Origin of the sequence: Shewanella maritima (genome assembly GCF_043643735.1) — a bacterium.
Classification (GTDB): domain Bacteria; phylum Pseudomonadota; class Gammaproteobacteria; order Enterobacterales; family Shewanellaceae; genus Shewanella; species Shewanella maritima_A.
This window is the reverse complement of record NZ_JBHZSM010000007.1, coordinates 98,262-116,032: the sequence shown is the minus strand read 5'-3', so window position 1 is coordinate 116,032 and position 17,771 is coordinate 98,262. Positions and strand designations below refer to the sequence as shown.

The 17,771-nt window shown below is 42.5% G+C and carries 16 protein-coding genes; 6 read left to right on the top strand and 10 right to left on the bottom strand.

Annotation, left to right across the window (positions count from 1 at the left end; all coding sequences use genetic code 11):
* Nucleotides 1–74: 74 nt before the first annotated feature.
* Entirely contained in the window at nucleotides 75–776 is a 702-nt protein-coding gene (locus tag ACHUGF_RS09815) for a type 1 glutamine amidotransferase (RefSeq protein ID WP_394130789.1), read from the bottom strand.
* A 45-nt stretch (nucleotides 777–821) separates the two neighbouring features.
* Nucleotides 822–1,652 (bottom strand): hypothetical protein, encoded by an 831-nt coding sequence (locus ACHUGF_RS09810; RefSeq protein ID WP_394130788.1) that lies wholly within the window; start codon nucleotides 1,650–1,652, stop codon nucleotides 822–824.
* Nucleotides 1,653–1,993: 341 nt separating this feature from the next.
* On the opposite strand from ACHUGF_RS09810, the gene ardA reads away from it, so the two are divergent.
* From ardA to ACHUGF_RS09795, 3 genes are all read left to right on the top strand, one after another.
* Nucleotides 1,994–3,514, top strand: a complete 1,521-nt coding sequence (gene ardA, locus ACHUGF_RS09805; RefSeq protein WP_394130787.1) for an acrylate reductase flavoprotein subunit ArdA — start codon at nucleotides 1,994–1,996, stop codon at nucleotides 3,512–3,514.
* Between the two features lie 27 nt (nucleotides 3,515–3,541).
* Nucleotides 3,542–3,895 (top strand): acrylate reductase cytochrome subunit ArdB, encoded by a 354-nt coding sequence (gene ardB / locus ACHUGF_RS09800; RefSeq protein ID WP_394130786.1) that lies wholly within the window; start codon nucleotides 3,542–3,544, stop codon nucleotides 3,893–3,895.
* Nucleotides 3,896–4,207: 312 nt separating this feature from the next.
* Entirely contained in the window at nucleotides 4,208–5,350 is a 1,143-nt protein-coding gene (locus ACHUGF_RS09795; protein ID WP_394130785.1) for a DcaP family trimeric outer membrane transporter, read from the top strand.
* A gap of 134 nt (nucleotides 5,351–5,484) precedes the next feature.
* On the opposite strand, the gene ACHUGF_RS09790 is transcribed toward ACHUGF_RS09795, so the two are convergent.
* Nucleotides 5,485–6,354, bottom strand: a complete 870-nt coding sequence (locus ACHUGF_RS09790; protein ID WP_394130784.1) for a LysR family transcriptional regulator — start codon at nucleotides 6,352–6,354, stop codon at nucleotides 5,485–5,487.
* 120 nt (nucleotides 6,355–6,474) lie between these two features.
* Here ACHUGF_RS09790 and ACHUGF_RS09785 point away from each other — a divergent pair, with 120 nt between their 5' ends.
* Nucleotides 6,475–7,122 (top strand): TetR/AcrR family transcriptional regulator, encoded by a 648-nt coding sequence (locus tag ACHUGF_RS09785; protein WP_394130782.1) that lies wholly within the window; start codon nucleotides 6,475–6,477, stop codon nucleotides 7,120–7,122.
* Between the two features lie 5 nt (nucleotides 7,123–7,127).
* On the opposite strand, the gene ACHUGF_RS09780 is transcribed toward ACHUGF_RS09785, so the two are convergent.
* The 3 genes from ACHUGF_RS09780 to ACHUGF_RS09770 all read right to left on the bottom strand — a co-directional run bounded on the left by ACHUGF_RS09780 (nucleotide 7,128) and on the right by ACHUGF_RS09770 (nucleotide 10,891).
* The gene (locus ACHUGF_RS09780; protein ID WP_394130781.1) at nucleotides 7,128–7,733 is read right to left on the bottom strand and encodes a response regulator transcription factor; all 606 of its coding nucleotides are present in this window, start codon (nucleotides 7,731–7,733) and stop codon (nucleotides 7,128–7,130) included.
* A 2-nt stretch (nucleotides 7,734–7,735) separates the two neighbouring features.
* Nucleotides 7,736–9,592, bottom strand: coding sequence for a sensor histidine kinase (locus ACHUGF_RS09775; protein ID WP_394130780.1), 1,857 nt, complete (start codon nucleotides 9,590–9,592; stop codon nucleotides 7,736–7,738).
* Between the two features lie 111 nt (nucleotides 9,593–9,703).
* Nucleotides 9,704–10,891, bottom strand: coding sequence for an FAD:protein FMN transferase (locus ACHUGF_RS09770; protein ID WP_394130778.1), 1,188 nt, complete (start codon nucleotides 10,889–10,891; stop codon nucleotides 9,704–9,706).
* A 212-nt stretch (nucleotides 10,892–11,103) separates the two neighbouring features.
* Here ACHUGF_RS09770 and ACHUGF_RS09765 point away from each other — a divergent pair, with 212 nt between their 5' ends.
* Both ACHUGF_RS09765 and ACHUGF_RS09760 read left to right on the top strand, forming a co-directional pair.
* Nucleotides 11,104–12,444: an FMN-binding protein gene (locus ACHUGF_RS09765; RefSeq protein WP_394130776.1), complete on the top strand. Its 1,341-nt coding sequence runs from the start codon at nucleotides 11,104–11,106 to the stop codon at nucleotides 12,442–12,444.
* A gap of 32 nt (nucleotides 12,445–12,476) precedes the next feature.
* Nucleotides 12,477–13,520, top strand: coding sequence for a porin (locus ACHUGF_RS09760; RefSeq protein ID WP_394130775.1), 1,044 nt, complete (start codon nucleotides 12,477–12,479; stop codon nucleotides 13,518–13,520).
* A 148-nt stretch (nucleotides 13,521–13,668) separates the two neighbouring features.
* Here ACHUGF_RS09760 and ACHUGF_RS09755 read toward each other — a convergent pair whose 3' ends face one another.
* The 4 genes from ACHUGF_RS09755 to argA all read right to left on the bottom strand — a co-directional run bounded on the left by ACHUGF_RS09755 (nucleotide 13,669) and on the right by argA (nucleotide 17,551).
* Entirely contained in the window at nucleotides 13,669–14,142 is a 474-nt protein-coding gene (locus ACHUGF_RS09755) for a peroxiredoxin (protein WP_394130773.1), read from the bottom strand.
* 65 nt (nucleotides 14,143–14,207) lie between these two features.
* The gene (rsgA, locus tag ACHUGF_RS09750; protein WP_394130772.1) at nucleotides 14,208–15,251 is read right to left on the bottom strand and encodes a ribosome small subunit-dependent GTPase A; all 1,044 of its coding nucleotides are present in this window, start codon (nucleotides 15,249–15,251) and stop codon (nucleotides 14,208–14,210) included.
* Nucleotides 15,252–15,523: 272 nt separating this feature from the next.
* Nucleotides 15,524–16,003: a TlpA family protein disulfide reductase gene (locus ACHUGF_RS09745; protein ID WP_394130770.1), complete on the bottom strand. Its 480-nt coding sequence runs from the start codon at nucleotides 16,001–16,003 to the stop codon at nucleotides 15,524–15,526.
* 228 nt (nucleotides 16,004–16,231) lie between these two features.
* Nucleotides 16,232–17,551 (bottom strand): amino-acid N-acetyltransferase, encoded by a 1,320-nt coding sequence (gene argA, locus ACHUGF_RS09740; RefSeq protein ID WP_394130768.1) that lies wholly within the window; start codon nucleotides 17,549–17,551, stop codon nucleotides 16,232–16,234.
* Nucleotides 17,552–17,771: the final 220 nt, after the last annotated feature.

Here is a 17,771-nt window from a genome sequence, read left to right as displayed (position 1 = left end):
GAAAAGCCCACTACAGAATAGTGGGCTTTTCGTTGGGTTAGTACAGATTAGCTAACGCAACACTTGGCTATTGTTCAACCTGATGCTTGTCCAATAAACAGTTGGTCTAGTTGGTTGAATAACCAATGTTCAATTGTTGCTTGCTCTGAGGCTTTTGATGATAAATCAAAAGGGCATGTTTGGCCGAAAGCCTGTTTGAGTTTGCCTATTTGGGCTAAATCCCACTCGGGGTGGAATTGCACTCCCATCACTTTAGGGAGGCGATATATCTGCTGTGGCCAACCCTGTGAGCTTGCTTCAATAGCAATATTATTATGCTGCGTAGGGGAAAACTCAAAGCCATACTCATGCCATTGCAATACCTTGATGCTCGGTGAATCAGCGTGGGTGAAGTCGATACTTTGCCAGCCTAATTCGGCTTTGGCTAAGGGTTTTATTTGTGCTCCCAGTTCAGCTGCAACCAATTGCGCACCCAAACAAATGGCAAAAATAGGCAAATGCTCAGCAAGTGCGATGCGAATACATTGGCGTTCGATAGCCATCCACGGCGGATTATCTTGCACATTAGTGGGGCCACCTAGAATGATTAAACCATCTACTTGTGCAATTTGTTGGCGCCATTGGCGATCAAATGTTGCAGGATGCTGGCCCAATTGAGTGAAGAGCTCAGGCGCCATATGCGAGATAACTTGCCATTGGTGCTGCTTGGCCCAAAGGCCAATACGACCTATCCCTTCAGCTTCGTGGTGCTGTAACACCATGAGTGTTTTTGTCATATTCAACGCTTCCATTACAGCAGGCATTATCGACAGTGAATGCCGTTATTTGAGTTCATTCAGTTCAAGGTAGAGCGGTTGAATACGCGTAGGCGTTATTGCGCTGTCGGCAGCAGATTCTTGCTTCATTGTCATTGTTTTGATAGCAGATTGAAGCTGCTCAGTAGTGGCATGTAATCCAGTGTTCAAAGGGATGTCTATCACCAATGGTAATTGCTGGCTCGCATGAGTGACTTTTAGTAAATGATCAGCATCTGGACGCATGGTTAAATGCTTTACGTAAAATTGTGTGGAGTCATTAGGCTGACTGCGAATAGCAATGTAGCGTGCTGAAGCATTTGGTTGCTGTTGATGCTCCATCGATAGCGGGTTAAAGATGTGCATCTTCTCTACGATTAAGCTTTGTTGCTGGTGTTGACGTTGGCCGCCACGTTCAAAGTGCCCTTCAAATATATCGACCTCTAACTGAGAAATTGGCGAGTCATGCTGCGGGTTTAACTGGGCTAAATCAAATCTGTTCGGCACGATTGTCCAAATTGGATTGCTGTCACTAGCGCTCAATGCCTCAATAACATGCTGGTGGACTCTAGGGTTATCAAAACGAAGTTGAAACACCACTTGGGCGTTATGTGGGGCATGAAACATAGGTAAGTGTGAAGCAAATAGTCCCGTTTCACTGCCGAAAAGCAGCATACCGTGAAGACCAACACTGGTTGGTAGTTGTTGATGGTGAGAGTCATGTTTACTGCTAGCACTGACAGATAAACTCACAAGTAGTAAAAGCATCGCACTGAAAGTGATGAGGTGATGAAGGCGTAGTGATGTAGTGATAGCTGGGGCTGAGAACGTTGGGGTTTTGATAGTAGGGAATAGCATATAGGCTCCTCTGGGTGATTAATTCAGAAGGGGCCGTCCCCGAATGATGACATTTACAATTGGTAGATGCTGAGGTCGTCCTCAGATGCGTATGTTAACCAATGTGATAAAAGTTTGCCAGTTCGTTTGAGTGAGGCCGTCATCTTGAATCAGGTTTGTTCAACATTTGGAATGTGTTCCAAAAGCATAAATGGCTAACATTTATTCAATTTTTGTTAGCAAGTAACCAATTTCACACATCAAATCTGTCTCGCGGCTGAAATTGACAGCAGTTCCCGTTTTGGAATCCGTTCCAGTTTTATGATGATTTTGTCAATTAAAACTACAAAGGGTGATGACAGATGAGCAATGTAGATCTGCTTGGACGCCGTAATTTCATTAAAGGTATGGGAGCTGCTGCTGGTGTAGCAATGGCTGCGCCTGCAATGGCAGTTTCACAGAAAGCTGACGGTGTAAAATGGGACAAAGAAGTGGAAGTCCTAATTATTGGTTCTGGCTTTGCGGGTCTAGCCGCCGCGATTGAAGCCACTCGAAAAGGCGCTAAAGACGTGCATATTTTCGAGAAGATGTCTTATTTCGGTGGTAACTCGGCGATTAATGGTGGCTTATTTGCTGCACCAGTCACGCCGATGCAAAAGAAAGAAGGTGTTAAAGATAGCGTCGATCGCATGGTCGCTGACCAAGTGGCTGCAGGTCGTGGTATTGCTGATGAAGCGTTACTTCGCCACGTTGCAGAGCACGCTGTAGAGGCGCTAGAGATGACATTTGAAGCGGGTAGTGAATACCACCCATACTTACAGCAACTAGGTGGTCACTCTGTTGCACGTACGTACCAAACTACAGTGAGCTGTGGTGCGGGTATTACTCAACCATTGCTTAAAATGTGCCGTAAACTAGGTGTACACACTCACAACCGTGCAAAATTTGAAGGTTTCTTAGTGGGCGATAAAGGTGAAGTCGTCGGCGTGAAAATGCGTCAAAACTATCACTTCGCTGAAGACCAGCCAGGTGAAGTGCTTAACATTAGAGCCAAACGCGGTGTGATCATGGCTACGGGTGGTTTTGCACAAAATATTGATTTACGTATGGCGCAAGATCCAACCTTAACTTCCGAAGTGGGTTGTACTAACGCACCTGGTGCAACGGGTGAGGGCATGTATGAGATGTTCCGTCTTGGCGCTGTTCCTGTGCATTTGGCTCACATTCAGTCTGGCCCATGGGCATCACCAGATGAAGGTGGTTTTGGTTACGTATCAAATTATTCGATTTATAACTTCCCTCATTCAATGGCGATTCACCGTTTAACGGGTAAACGTTTTATGGATGAAATTGCAGACCGTAAAACTCGTGCAGATGCTGAGTTAGCCTGTCGCGACGAGAAAGGTAATGCACTGCCTCCAATTTTGATCACTAGTTATAAAGATTCGAAAAAGCACCCGAATACTAAGAAGGTGATCAAATATAACGTCGGTTGGAAATTCGATAGCGTGGAAGCACTTGCTAAACACTTTGATGTGCCGCTTAAACCACTGAAGGCGCAAATCGAAGAGTACAACAGCTATGTGAAGTCTGGTGAAGATAAACAGTTTGGCAAAAACATGACTAAAGCAGCCGGCAAATACATTGAAGCGCCATTCACTGTGGTTCGCTTATGGCCGAAAGTGCATTACTGCCAAGGTGGTGTGCAGATCAACACTAAGGCTGAAGTTAAAGATAGTTTCACAGGCAAACCGATTGGCGGTTTATATGCGGCAGGTGAAGTCTGTGGCGGAGTCCACGGGGTGAGTCGTTTAGGTAGCTGTTCCATCCCTGAATGTATGGTGATGGGTATGACTGCTGCACGCTCAATCATGAAAGCTTAATTGGACCAACTTTAAGAGGAATCAATAATGAAAACACTGAATATTGTACTCGCACTGGTCCTAACCGGTTTAGTGAGTGTGTCGGCCCAAGCTGTAGAAATCCGTGACCACCATAAAGAAATGATTGGTAAAGACTGTAAAGCTTGTCACGACAATGGCATTAAACAGTACCCTTCTGATCAGGCTTGTTTACAGTGTCACGATGTCGATGAACTCGCTAAGCAAACCGCACGCAGTGAAGAAGATAAATGGCAAAATCCACACAATAACTTGCACTATGGTAAAGAGTTACCGTGCCAAGAATGTCATAGCGAACATGAAACTAAGCAGCCAATGTGTAACAACTGTCATACGTTTAAGTTTGATAAACATAAAGAGTAATTTTAAGTAAGTTCATGGCCCATATTAAATGGGCCATTTATCACGTTCCTTCACTTATAAGCCAATTATTTAAATATCATTTAGATACTAGGTTTTTTTAGCAGCACAGTTAATATTGTCTCTTCGACAACATCATTTCTCAATCAGTGCTTTGCTTAGACAGCCTCTTAAATGTTTTTAAGAGGCTTTTTTATTATTTTTTATTTTAAGTAACATTTGTTAATCATGCGCTCTATTTGTTTTTGGAATCAATTCCATCGGTATTATTTTTGTGAGTAAAAGGTTGTATTTTTATAATTAAATAGGGTGGGTATGATGAATAAAAAACTAATAGCACTTTCAATTTTGGCAGTATGCAGTACACAAGTATATGCCAGTGACACCACCATTAATTTTGGTGGCTATGTAAAAACAGATGTGATGTTTAGTGATTATAGCAATGGTGCACCTGAATCAGGGCATATTTCAAGGCAGTTTTATGTACCTGGTACCATTTATGGTAATCCAGATAATGGCAACCAAGTTGTTGATTTTCAAGCGAGAGAATCTAGGTTCAACTTGAGTTCGGTCAGTAATATCAGCGGTCACACTTTAAAAGGATTCATTGAATTAGATTTTATGACCCATGCTGATGGTAATGAGCGAGTGTCTAACAGCTATTCTCCTCGTATTCGTCACGCGTTAGTTAGCTTTGATAATTGGTTAGTGGGTCAAACTTGGACAACTTTCCAAAATCCAGCGGCATTGCCTGAGAACTTAGACTTTGTCGGGGCGGCGGAGGGGACGCCGTTTGTACGCCAAACTCAAGTACGATACACCCATGGTGGATTTCAGTTTGCCATCGAAAACCCAGAAACAACCTTAACAGATAATGTCAATGCTGGTGGGGGACGCATCACCAGTGGTAGCGGTATGATGCCTGACTTTGTAGCGCGTTATAACTTTAAAACACAATCTGGTGCTAAGTATACAATTGCAGGTTTAGTGCGACAGTTGAACATTGAAAACGCTAACTATGATGCGCAGAAAGTGGCCTATGGTGTGAGTATGACGGGCATGATCCCTGTTGGCGATGATGATATTAAATTTTCAGCGACCGCAGGTTCAGGTATGGGGCGTTACATGGCTCTCAACTACGTTAACGCGGGGGTAATTGATGATTCCGGCAATATTGAAGCGATTGATTCTTATGGTGGCTATGTGTCATATCGTCATTGGTGGAATGATAAATGGCGCTCGAGTATAACCCTGTCTGGTTTTCAAGCGGATAATAATGAAACCTATACAGGTGGCAACGTAAATAAATCATCATATTCTGGCTATATTAATTTACTGTACTCTCCAATTAACCCTATTACAGTTGGTGTGGAATATATGTATGCAGAAAACACTAAGCAAAATGATGAAACAGGTGAGTTAAATCGCGTGATGTTTTCTTTAAAGTATGTACTTTAGTGAGGCAGTTTAAAATTAATTACGAATTAAATAGAGATGCGAATGTCGCATAATTATTAGTCTAAATTATTTATAAACTTAACTTGATAAATAAAAATAGTCAGCCAAATTTGGTTGACTATTTTTTATTGGGGCTAATTTGTTGGCACGATTGCCAACTCTTCTATATTGGCTTTAATAAGTGAGATTAATTGTAACGTAGCTTCAGTCTGTGTTTCAGGGTTGAGGTAAAGTGATTCGTTGAATGTAGGCAGTGCAGGTAATCCGTGCTCAATGGGGTCCAAAATCTGCATGGCGTCATTAATACGAAACTCAGCAATGGGGGCAACGGCTAAATCATTCTCTACAGCTAAACATAATGCCTGCGGTGATGGTGTTGACAGTAACACGTTGATTGGTCGCATCGTGATATGGTGATTGGCAAATACTTGTGCGCGGATCGGGCAGTTTTCAGGATATAACGCCATTGGAATGGTATCGGCTAGATGTGCTTGTCCATTTTTAGCGCCAACCCAGTGGAATTTTCGCTCAAATAGCAATTCACCTTCTGCAGGGTGTTGCCAATGCGTGGCAACAATCACATCAAACTCGCCTTGTTGTAAGCGCTTGTATAAGTTGCCACTGACATCAGTATCAATAACCAGCTCAATACAAGTAAACTCTCGAATAAACTCTAGTAAACAACTGCTTAAATAGCGTTTTATATAGTCTGTCGGCACACCAAGTCGAATGATCTCTCGGTTTTGGCAGTCATTAATATCGTCCAGCGCTTGAGAGCTCAATTGCATCATTTTATAGGCGTAATTGAGTAGCGTGTTGCCAGCATCGGTCAGAGATACGCCTTTATTGTCTCGCTTGAGTAATATCTGGCCAACAGATTCTTCTAGCTTCTTAATTTGTAGACTGACAGCAGACTGAGTTCGGCACACTTTATCTGCCGCTTTTGACAAGTTGCCGTATTCTGCAACAGCGATGAAGCTTTCCAGTAATTCGATTTTTATCATGGGCTATGAGTGTTACTAATCATGCTCCAAGTATTACTCAATATGGGGTAGCGACAAACATTGATAAGATGTAACTGTGAAGTAACAAGCTGTCAATGTCACAAATATGAGGATCAGAGGATGAGTACTTGGGAACAAAGAGAGAAATACTTGGTAGAGGTGTCCCAGCGTTGCCTAAAGGGCAGCAAAACCTTTGACTTGTGTCGCTCACATTTAGTTAACTCAAGCCAGATTTCTAAAGGTACCATCTATAACCATTTCACTTGTGAAGCTGATTTGATAGTTGCGGTGGCATGCGATCAGTATCAGCAATGGTTAACTCAAGCAAAAGCCGACCGAGCTCATTATTCGAATTCATATTACTGCTTTATTTTCCATCACTGCACCAGAATGTTCCATATCTTAAAAGAGCAGAATTTTTTGATTGACCGTGTGTTACCTAATGAGGCTGTGCTAAAAGCCAGCAGCGAAGAATATCAGCAAAAGTTCACTCACCTAAGAAGAGAAGTTGTGCAGTGGAACCGTGAGGTTATCGATGAAATTGGCGTTGTGTCAGGATTTAATCGCCTTGAACTGGTATTGCAATATTTGCGAGGCGCAATGATCAATATTGATGATGCAAAATCCAATTACGATGACCCTAAACTGTATCACCAACTCAGCTATGCTATCACGCAATTGATTGGTCATTCAGATAAGCGTTTGCCTAGTCTTAATGATTTTTCATTGTGGATAAACGAACAAAAGGCGCGCGAGTTAGTGCATTAATCATATTAAGTTTTTGGCGTTTTCTGCGCCATCAGGTAAGCCAACTCAGCTATATTATTGACCTGCATTTTTTGCATCACTCGCTGGCGATGTAATTCAATAGTGCGTTGGGCAATATCGAGCTCTGCTGCGATAACTTTGTTCATCTTACCCGCCAGTACTTGTTCCATAACTTGTCGCTCTCTTGCCGTGAGCGAGTCAATTCTTTCATTTAAGCTGCGATGCTGTAGTGCTTTGGAAAAGTCATCTTTAGTGGCATTTTTGGCTTGTTGTAAAAGGGCTATGAGCTTGTCACCATCTACTGGTTTTTCAAGGAAATCAATGGCTCCTTTTTGAATCGATTGCACCGCCATGGTGATCGTACCGTGACCTGTGAGCATAATGACACTGATTGGGCTTTGCTGTTGTTTGATGTGTTGCAGTAGCTCAACGCCATCCATTCCCGGCATTTGAATATCCAGAACTACAACAGCCGGCTGGCTTAAATCGACATTTTCAAGAAAGCTGTGAGCATCTAAAAAACATTCGGTTGGCTCATTTAATCCATCTAGCATCCATTGCAAAGAGTCGAGTACTGCTTGGTCATCATCAATTAAATATATTTTGCACATAATCAAACCTTTACCGGAAGAGAAAGCAAGAAGGTTAAGCCGCAATCATTGAGATTTACATCTTCAAATTGTGCATGAGTGGCTTTATCGTCATTTCTAAACGCTTGAATGGTACCACCGTGTTCTTCAACGATGCGTTTGCACACCACCATGCCCAGCCCTAAACCTTGTGTTTTGGTGGTTTCAAATGGGAAAAATAGCCTCGCTAATGCATCTTTTGATAAACCTATGCCAGCATCACTGATTAATAGGTGTGAAAAATTATCTACGTGGTAGGTTGCTAACAGCAGCCTTTTGTTTGCGGTATTTTCCATCGCGTCTAAAGCATTGCGGATCAGATTTACTATTACTTGCTGTAATAAACTCGGATCCGCCTCGATGACCATATCACGCAAATGCATCTCAGGTACTAGTTTCAACCGCTTAAAGTCTGGTTCCATCAGTTTGAGTGTGTCGTTGATGATCTCTGTGATGTCTATGCTCTGCAATTGGTTAGGTTGGTGACAAAAAGCCCTAAAGCGTTTAATAGTTGATTGGGCACGGTCGACTTGTTCAATAGCCTTGTTGAGTGCCGTTTTTAACTCATGTTGCTGATCGTCTAAGCGATAAATACAACCTTGAGTTAAGTAACGTATGCCAGCTAATGGTTGGTTTAATTCATGGGCAATACCTGAAGCCATTTCACCTGTGAGTAACACTCTTTGCGCGCGGTAAAATTGCTGTTGTTGCTCAAATAGCTCTTTCTGGGTGTCTTGGTGCTGCGCCATTTCATTACGCAAGGCCTGTGTACGTTTTACCACTAGGCGCTTAACTCTTAGGTGATGCAAATACCCTAAAAGTAAGCCTATTGCAATTAACAATATCCAAGGGGTAATGTCTTGTAATAGGCGTTGCCAATTAGTGATAAATGGCCATTGTTTTAGCTGTTTAAGTAATTGGAATACATGGTCGTCTCGTACGGGTGATGACCAACCAAGATAGCGACCATCGATAGCTGCAACATCACTAGATTGAATATTTAACAGTGCCTTGGTAATGGCTGTTGCAGTTTGATAGTCAGTGTGTCCGAGCTTGGAAAAAGCATATGACGGATATAACCGACTAGAGCTGATACAGCCTTGCTCTGCCTGCTCTGCCTGCTCTGTTTGCTTGGGTAAAAGCACGTGTAATTGATCAGGTTGAACTTGATTACGTGCAATGGCCTGTTCAAGTACACAGCTGGGCAATATGGCAATATCGGCATCGCCGTTGAGGACATTATTCAACAACTTATCTTGCGGAAATCCCACAAATTTTAGCTGCTTTAAATCTGTTAATGGATTAATCCCCGCATCAATCAGCTCACCAGCCAGAATTTGAAAGCCGCCAAATGCATTGGGATCAGATGAAATAAGTTTTAGTTTAGTGAGCGTCTCTAGGTTGTTAATTGTCATCCCTTTTTTAGCTATAAGTGCTGAGCCCACGGCATGTTCTGGGCTTAAGTTACTTAATGGGATCAGGCTCAGTAGTTGGCTTGCGCCGTGATCTTTTTTAAAGGCGACAGAAATGAGGGCGTTAGCAATAATAAAATCTAATTGATGATTGGCGACCTGTTTAACTAATTCGTCTGGTGTGAGTGCGACAAGTTTTAGGGGGACGCCCGTTGCTTCAGTCACATACCTGATAGTTGGAGCCCATCGTTGGTAGACTCTCTCGGGACTGGCAAAGGCCAGTACACCAACATTGAGTGGTTGGCTATTTTTAAGCTTGTAGCGTGTTGATATTGACTCATTATGGTCAGTATCACCAGAGTGCGCCTGAGCAAAATAGCTCAGGCACACCAGATTGAAAAATACAACTAATAACAGTATTTGCCTCATGGCCTCGTTTACCCTTTTTTTACTGACGATTTCAGTAGCATAAATTGATACCTTATATTGAAAATCATAGTGTTAGGGCGAGCCTGCACAGTACTGTTAGTTAATTTTGCATCATTGCGGCGTTAATCGATATTTGTCAAAGCTCTCTGAGGTAACTTTGTCACCTTGTTCATTGAGATACCACACTGCTTCAATATAATCGTGCTTGTTGGCAAATGCTATTGCTTGCTCTAGAGGCATTAAAAATAAGCTGGTTGAAATAACGTCAGCATAAATTTGATTGTCATCAAGTATAACTGTGGTCGCAACCCCAGTGCTTTTCGGAGCGAGTGTGGTTGGGTCTATTAGGTGATGATATTGTTTTCCTCCTACCTCAAAGTAACGAAGATAGTTTCCACTTGAAACCACAGTGATATTTTCCCCTGCAATCACCTCATGATATTGGCCATCAAAATTAGCGCATGTAGCCAGTTGATACTCGCTTTTTTTGCACAGTGGGTCTTCAATGGCCGTGGCAAATAATCGTTGCTGTGGATGCAGCCCTTTATGGCGAATGTTACCGCCAGCATCAATCATGAATTGGTTTACTCCATCTGCTACTAGCTGTTGAAAAACTTTTTCTGTCATCCAACCTTTGGCAATGCCGCCTAAGTCAATTTTCATGCCTTGTTTAAGCCTGATGTTGTGCTGCTTAGTATCTAACTTAATGTCTGTAATTTGAGTAAATTGTGCGGCTTGTTCAAGAGCGTGTTGAGTTGGAATTTGGCAGCCTGTTTGTTTGTTTTTCGCTTTCATGCAGGCAAAGCGCTTTTCGCGCCATAAGTCGATCACGGGTGATAATGCGATATTAAAATAACCCTGACTTTTATCGTGCCATGCAATACTTTGCGCTAATAAATCGGTCAGTAATGGATCAATTTGATGTAAATCCGTCGGAGATTCATTGATGGTTTTTATATTCGTTACGTGGGGGTATGTTGAGTAATTCGAAGCGAGGAAATGATATTCCTGAATCACATTGAGTGCATGGCATAACTGTTTTTTAGCTTGTGATTGAGGTTGGTTGAATACAGTGATAGTGACCGATGTGCCAAAGTATTTCACGGTATTGAGCGTCGCTTTATTCGCTTCTACATTGATCAACGCGTTTGCATCACATTTATAAAACTGCGAAATAGTATCTGTAGAATACTTGCTGGCAATCGTTTTTAATACCTCTGTGTTATTTGCTTTAGATGGCGATAAGCTACTGATAATAAATAAACTTATAGCTGTAATTGTCTGTGTTAATTTCGCCATTGTTTATGTCTCTAATACAGTGAATAGCAGGGTTTCTATTTTTAGGAGTAACACAAGTTCTGTGATTAATTGATCCTTTTAAATGAAAAGTGTTACCTGTTTCAAACTCTTGATATCAACTCCCAAAAGCTGCGGTTTTCCGCAATTGTCTATTTTTTCCGCTCGATTATTCTTGTTCGTAATTTCTATTTCTGGGCAACAGGCAGAGCAAAATGAACAAGATAAATACATTCAAACTCAGTATGACCATGGCAGCAATTGGATTGGCATCTGTTGCCATATCAGGTTGTGCTAATACCGCGCCTCAAGGCAAATATGTTGATGGTACACATGAGGTACAGGCGAAAGGCAAGAAAAGCCAAATCGTACTGCAGGTGAAAGTAGAAAATGGCAACATCGTCGACATTAAAACCAAGTCGCATAACGAAACAGAGTCGCTTTACCTAAACGCAGAACGATTATTGGCACAAGTTGTTGCTAACAATGGTCATGAAGGTATTGATGCTGTGTCTGGGGCAACTTACTCATCAAACGGTATTTTAAAAGCAGTTAACAGCATTCCTCGGGTGGATGGAACAGCTCCCGAATACGTGGCAGTCGGTGCTAAAGAGGCATCGGGAGATGATGATTTCAAACTGTCGTGGTCTATTCAACCTAAGCTAGGTTTGATCAGTGGTGATTACTACTACCAAGAAGCGCGTTTCCGTCAAGGGCATATGGGTAGCATGACGATTGTGACTAATTCAGCGGATAAAAATGATGTCATTTTGGCTGAATTTAATGAAAGTGGTCGCCCGAATTATTACACCCGCTTGTACCAAGATGTGCCTAAGCGTATGTCTGAGTACAATTTTTCAATGGGTAAAAAGAAAGGCACAGCTTGGGTGCAGTCAGCATTGACCATGGAAAAGTTAATGGTTGAGAAAAACCAGCTGATCTTTGAAGAAAACCCAAACTATGACCCTAAATTAGCCAACAAGCTAGAACAGCCTAACCGCTTGAAGTATCAAGGTATTGATATTGTTGCAGGGGCATCAAATAGTATCCAACAGTCCATGATCCCATTAACGGCCAAAATTCATGATCAAATTCAGTCTTCTGGTACGGATTACTTGTTCTATCAGCATGCTCAACAGCTCAAAACCGATAAAGGCCAATGGTCTGGTGTAACTGCAATGCTGCGTTTAGTGGTCGACAAAAACACCAAGCAAATCGTTAAAGCCCATTACGACGAAATCTTTGCCGATGAGAAAGCACAAATTAAAGATGCATCATTGAAAAAGCACTACCGTCAATCTAAGTACGATTCTATTCACTATGTTGAGCCAGCCCGTATTGGCTTCAACGTGATGGTTGATGCACTTGAAGATCACTTACAACAAGGTGGCTCATTATTCGACATCAACGACTTACCTGCTACAGGTGATACAGGCAGCTATGCCGCAACCGGCTTCACTAAGCGCTCAAGCACTTGGACTACCTACCTTGAACAAGCAGACATTCTTTATCAACAGATGCGCCAAGACGGTGTGATTGTTGAACATAAAAAATAATTTGAATTAGATTCCAAAATTAAAGAGACAAGATGATGAACAAAATTACAGCAGCACTACTGGCATCAGGTTTAATGGTTTCACCACAGCTACTTGCCGATGATTTAATGCAATTTTATGGCCGTATCGATTACTCGATTACTCATTCTGATTCTGGTTCAGCGACACATAATGGTAAAAGTGGCACTGTTCTGGAAAACAACTGGAGCCGTTTAGGAATTAAAGGTTCGACTGGGTTAACTGACGATACGTCTATTTTTTATCGCATCGAAGTGGGAGTAAATGGCGGTTCAGAAGACAAAGGTAAAGACCCTTTCTCTTCGCGCCCAACTTACCTTGGTGTTAAACACAACACCTACGGTCAGTTAGCCGCAGGTCGTATTGACCCTGTATTTAAAATGGCAAAAGGTACAGCGGATGCCATGGACATGTACTCAATGAAACATGACCGTTTATTCGCTGGTGACAAGCGCTGGGGAGATTCAGTTGAATATAAAACGGCTAAGTGGAACAACCTCCAGTTTGGTGCCAGCTACATTATGGAAGATAACTACTATGGTGACGAAGATTTACGTCGCGATAATGGTAACTACCAAGTTGCAGTAACCTATGGCGATAAGCATTTTAAATCTGGCAACTTATATTTAGCGGCGGCGTACTCCGACGGTATCGAAGATATTAAAGGCTTACGTGGTGTTGCACAGTTCAAAATCAATAACTTAATGCTTGGCACAATTGTACAGTCATCTGAAATGGTTAACCCTTACAAAACGGGTTGGGAGCAGCGTGACGGTGTTGGCTTCATCATCAGTGCTAAGTACCAAATCGACAAGTTATTATTGAAAGTTCAGTATGGCCAAGATGATTCTGGTACCGGTAAGATTGCTTCAAAAGTCTACGGCCAATACGGTGATGCTGTACAAGAGGCCCCTGAAGTGAAGCAATGGGCTGTGGGTGCTGAATATAAATTATCAAAATCGACACGAATTCATACTGAGATTGGTCAATTTGATGTTGAACATTACGATGACTACGACGACACCATTGTGAGCTTAGGTTTACGCTACGATTTTTAATGTAAGCAAAATAGGGCTATTACGCCCTATATAAAAACAGCTTCATCAGCACACGGATGTGCGCACCTACCGTGATTTTTTGCCTAAATCCGAAGCAAAGTAACCATCATCCTCAATAACCAGCTTGCAATCAATTCATAGGAGCAGCTTAAAGTAATGCCAATATTGCCTCTGCTTTACTGACTTCAAAGGTTTTGGGTTGCTCAACATGCAATTGTGTCACCACGCCGTTTTCAATCACCATGGCATACCGTTGTGAACGTACGCCGCCAAAGCCTTCTGTGTCCATGTCTAGACCGAGTGATTTGGTAAAACTGGCATCACCATCAGCTAACATACGCACCCCATCCGCTTGCTGAGCATTGCCCCATGCTTGCATAACAAACGCATCATTAACCGAGATACAGGCAATCATGTTTATCCCTTTTGCAGCAAATTGCGCTGCACAGGACACGTAACCGGGTAAGTGTGACGCTGAACAAGTCGGCGTAAATGCCCCAGGTACAGCAAACAACACCACTTTTTTATCTTTAAATAGCTCGCTAGTATCGTGGTTTTGCATGCCTTGCTCAGTTAATTCAGTGAGAAAGGCATTGGGTAGTGTGCTTCCTTGGGTAATCATCTTTTGCATCCTTTTTGATATTTATCGGCTTATCTCTGCTGCTTAAAAGTAGCATTTCCCTGTGGTTAGTCGCCTTTTTTACGTTTGCGACTTGCTGATTGAACTGAACTGTACATTTTACTCATTGCTTTATCATGAGAGCGTTTTTGTGCCAAGGTGGCACTGTTAAATGCCTGTTCGCGAGCCAGTTTTAAGTAGTTATTAAACCGTCTGTTATCTAGCTCGCCGCTTTCAATGGCGTTGGCAACTGCGCAGCCCGGTTCTGCCTGATGTGAGCAATCACCGAATCGGCATGACTGAGCAAGCTGTTCAATATCAGCAAATGTTGCAGCAAGACCAGATTCAACATCGGTGAGCTGCAGCTCACGCATGCCCGGTGTGTCCATTAATAATCCGCCGCTTGGCATAACATGTAAAGAGCGCGAAGTAGTGGTATGGCGTCCTTTACTATCATCTTCTCTAATACCACCGGTGGCTAATTGGTTATCGCCTTGAATGGAGTTTAGCAAGGTGGATTTACCGACACCTGATGACCCCATGACCGCAATAGTTTTGCCCACTTTGCACCATGGTTTTAGCTGTGAAGTGCTGTCGGGATCTAAGGCATTCACACTAATAACTGCCAAGAGTGGATCTAGTCTTTGTACCTGTTGGGTGTAATCATCACTGTCATCACATAAGTCAGCTTTAGTGAGCACAGCCACAGGCTCTGCACCACCTTCATTGACTAAGGTTAGGTAACGTTCTAGTCGGCTTAATTTGAAGTCGTGATTCAAAGACATGACAATCAAAACGGTATCGAGGTTGGCAGCAATTAATTGTAAATCAACCTTTGAACCTGAAGCTTTACGGCCGAATTCTGTGGCGCGGTCAAGTAATCGGTCAAAGCGACCATCATTATCCAGTAGTATCCAATCACCCACGCAGAGTGTTGGCATGCTGGGTGTGATGGCGAGCACTTGTTCGCCGGATTCAGTTTGTAAATGCACTTGATTACGATGTTGCTCGATCACCCTTGCCGGTACACAAGCCTCATATTCTTCGAGGGATAATTGCTGCTGATAGTAAGGTCCCCAGCCTAGCTCAAATAGCGAGTATGGTTGCGACATGCGTGTGCTCCTTCAAGGGAAATAGGCATTGGTCATGCATTGAAAATACGTTTGTTTTGTTATGGATGGTTTTGGTCGAATCTCATCAGTTTAGTTACTGTAGCAAAGTCGGAAAATACAGGCGATAAAATTGCTCGAATATGGTGAGTCTCTCACACGCTAGCAAAGCCTAAAATGACTTTCGACACGAATGTTTTACTGAGCCAGTGTTTACAGTATTAGCGTTTACAGAGCAGATGCTTTATAGAAACAAGCTTAATTCTACTTAGTTGTTACTGCGCCAATAATGCCTGTAAAAACGCTTCATATTGATCAACATCTTTAAGCTCAAAGCCCACATGTCGCCCTACTAGTTGCCCTTGTTTGTTAAAGATGAAACTGCTTGGCATACCCTGAAGATCAAAGGCTTTGGCTACTGTGCTGTCAGGGTCGTATACCACAGTAAAAGGCGAAGGGAAGTCGAGTAGAAATTGGTCGGCTAATTCAGGTGCAACATCTAAATTTATCGCAACAATGGTTAACCCTTGTTGTTGGTATTTGTCGTGCATCTTTGCCATCCAAGGAAAAGCTTGTTGGCATGGTGCACACCACGAAGACCAAAAGTCTACATACACCACCTGACCTTTAAATTGCTCTAAGGTAACAGGTTCGCCCTGACGGTCTTGCAAAGTGAACGACAAGCCTGGTTTGGCAATGACTGATATTGGCAGCATGAGAATAAAACCGAGTAGGGCGAGTGTTTTAATATTCATTGATATTGTCTTTCAGTGGGTTATCAAAAGATCAGTAGTTTGTGTAAAAGCTAGCATACTGGAACAATCATAATGGTTAATGCATGACAAAAGTAGGTGGTTATAATATATGCTATTTTTTGTGTTCAGCCCGACAAAGTGGCTGTGGAATGAAAATGTTTCTGACTGTTATCACGGTGAATAATCAAAAAAGGGCTAATGTAGATTAGCCCTTTTTGATGTAGAAGTTTAAAGGCTTAGCGCCAACACCTTAGAATTTCGCTGCAAGTTATACAGTTGCTTTTTCTTGGTAGGTAGCTGCTCAACATCAACGATTTCAAATCCATGTTCTAGAAACCAATGGATGCTACGAGTCGTGAGTGCAAATAACTTGGCATAACCGCGTACGCGAGCCTGACCAATGATGTTATTGAGCAGTACACTGCCTCTGTCTGCGTCACGATAATCAGGATGAACGACAAGGCAAGCAAACTCACCAGCGTTGTCTTCTTCAAATGGATAAAGCGCCGCACAGCCGATAACTAAGTTGTCGCGCTCGATCAGCATAAACTGCTCAATTTCCATCTCAAGTTGCTCACGGGAACGACGAACCAGAATACCTTGCTCTTCAAGTGGGCGAATCAGATTTAATACACCGGCAATGTCGGCAATGCTGGCGCGGCGTAATTGCTCTGCACTTTCTGTGACAATTTGAGTACCAATACCTTCCCGTGAAAACAGCTCTTGCAGTAACGCACCATCATCTAGGTAACTGACCAAGTGACAACGAGGTACGCCGCGACGACATGCATCAATACTGGCTTTAATAAAGGTGGTGGTACTGGCACAGCTGCCATTTTGATGGGCGAGCTTAGCCAGATGTGCTTCAGCTTGATTAGGCATTAACTCTGCCAGCACGTGCCCTTGCTCGTCTAACAGACCTTTGGTGTGACTAAAGCCAATCATTTTGTCGGCCTTCAGCTTAATGGCAACCTGAGTCGCGACTTCTTCGGCGGTGAGATTAAAGCTTTCACCAGTTACTGAGGCGGCAATCGGACCCATTAATACTATGTCATTGTTATCGAGCTGGCGTTGAATACCTTGAGTGTCAATCCTTCTTACCCTACCTGATAGGCAAAAGTCGATGCCATCATCGATGCCTAATGGTTGAGCAATGACAAAGTTACCACTGACAACGTTAATTTGTGTGCCTTGCATTGGGGTATTACCCAAGCTCATGCTCAGGCGAGCAGTAATATCAAATTGGGTTGCGCCTGCCACTTGCTTAATGATTTTGAGGCTATCTTCATCAGTAATACGTACGGCATTATGGTATGTGGGTTTAATGCCCGCTTGAGTTAGCCCTTGATCAATCTGTGGCCGTGCGCCATAAACCAATACAATTTTGATGCCCAAGGAATGTAATAGTGCCACATCATTCAAAATGGCACGAAAGTGGTTGTTAGCAATGGCTTCACCACCTAACATGATCACAAAGGTTTTGCCCCTGTGTGCATTTACATACGGGGCTGAATGACGAAAACTATCTACGAGTTCGGTGCTTCTCACTGGCTCACTGCCTTCTTAAAATCAAGTGCTATTTTGAATAATAATTTATAAAAAATGAATAGTATTTCATTTTTAGAAATAAAAAAAGCTTTTTGTGTCTTTGTGTATTGATTATAAAGATAGTCGACTAAAATATAATCTCCACATCTATTGTGAATGAATTCAATCTAATTTTAGCTGATTAATATGACGAGATGTTTACCTTGAACGTTAATATTTC

What these genes read in the sequence shown, in the direction of transcription:
- ACHUGF_RS09815 (WP_394130789.1), bottom strand. Translation starts at nt 776, where the DNA reads ATGACAAAAACACTCATGGTGTTACAGCACCACGAAGCTGAAGGGATA.
- ACHUGF_RS09810 (WP_394130788.1), bottom strand. Translation starts at nt 1,652, where the DNA reads ATGCTATTCCCTACTATCAAAACCCCAACGTTCTCAGCCCCAGCTATC.
- ardA (WP_394130787.1), top strand. Translation starts at nt 1,994, where the DNA reads ATGAGCAATGTAGATCTGCTTGGACGCCGTAATTTCATTAAAGGTATG.
- ardB (WP_394130786.1), top strand. Translation starts at nt 3,542, where the DNA reads ATGAAAACACTGAATATTGTACTCGCACTGGTCCTAACCGGTTTAGTG.
- ACHUGF_RS09795 (WP_394130785.1), top strand. Translation starts at nt 4,208, where the DNA reads ATGATGAATAAAAAACTAATAGCACTTTCAATTTTGGCAGTATGCAGT.
- ACHUGF_RS09790 (WP_394130784.1), bottom strand. Translation starts at nt 6,354, where the DNA reads ATGATAAAAATCGAATTACTGGAAAGCTTCATCGCTGTTGCAGAATAC.
- ACHUGF_RS09785 (WP_394130782.1), top strand. Translation starts at nt 6,475, where the DNA reads ATGAGTACTTGGGAACAAAGAGAGAAATACTTGGTAGAGGTGTCCCAG.
- ACHUGF_RS09780 (WP_394130781.1), bottom strand. Translation starts at nt 7,733, where the DNA reads ATGTGCAAAATATATTTAATTGATGATGACCAAGCAGTACTCGACTCT.
- ACHUGF_RS09775 (WP_394130780.1), bottom strand. Translation starts at nt 9,592, where the DNA reads ATGAGGCAAATACTGTTATTAGTTGTATTTTTCAATCTGGTGTGCCTG.
- ACHUGF_RS09770 (WP_394130778.1), bottom strand. Translation starts at nt 10,891, where the DNA reads ATGGCGAAATTAACACAGACAATTACAGCTATAAGTTTATTTATTATC.
- ACHUGF_RS09765 (WP_394130776.1), top strand. Translation starts at nt 11,104, where the DNA reads ATGAACAAGATAAATACATTCAAACTCAGTATGACCATGGCAGCAATT.
- ACHUGF_RS09760 (WP_394130775.1), top strand. Translation starts at nt 12,477, where the DNA reads ATGATGAACAAAATTACAGCAGCACTACTGGCATCAGGTTTAATGGTT.
- ACHUGF_RS09755 (WP_394130773.1), bottom strand. Translation starts at nt 14,142, where the DNA reads ATGATTACCCAAGGAAGCACACTACCCAATGCCTTTCTCACTGAATTA.
- rsgA (WP_394130772.1), bottom strand. Translation starts at nt 15,251, where the DNA reads ATGTCGCAACCATACTCGCTATTTGAGCTAGGCTGGGGACCTTACTAT.
- ACHUGF_RS09745 (WP_394130770.1), bottom strand. Translation starts at nt 16,003, where the DNA reads ATGAATATTAAAACACTCGCCCTACTCGGTTTTATTCTCATGCTGCCA.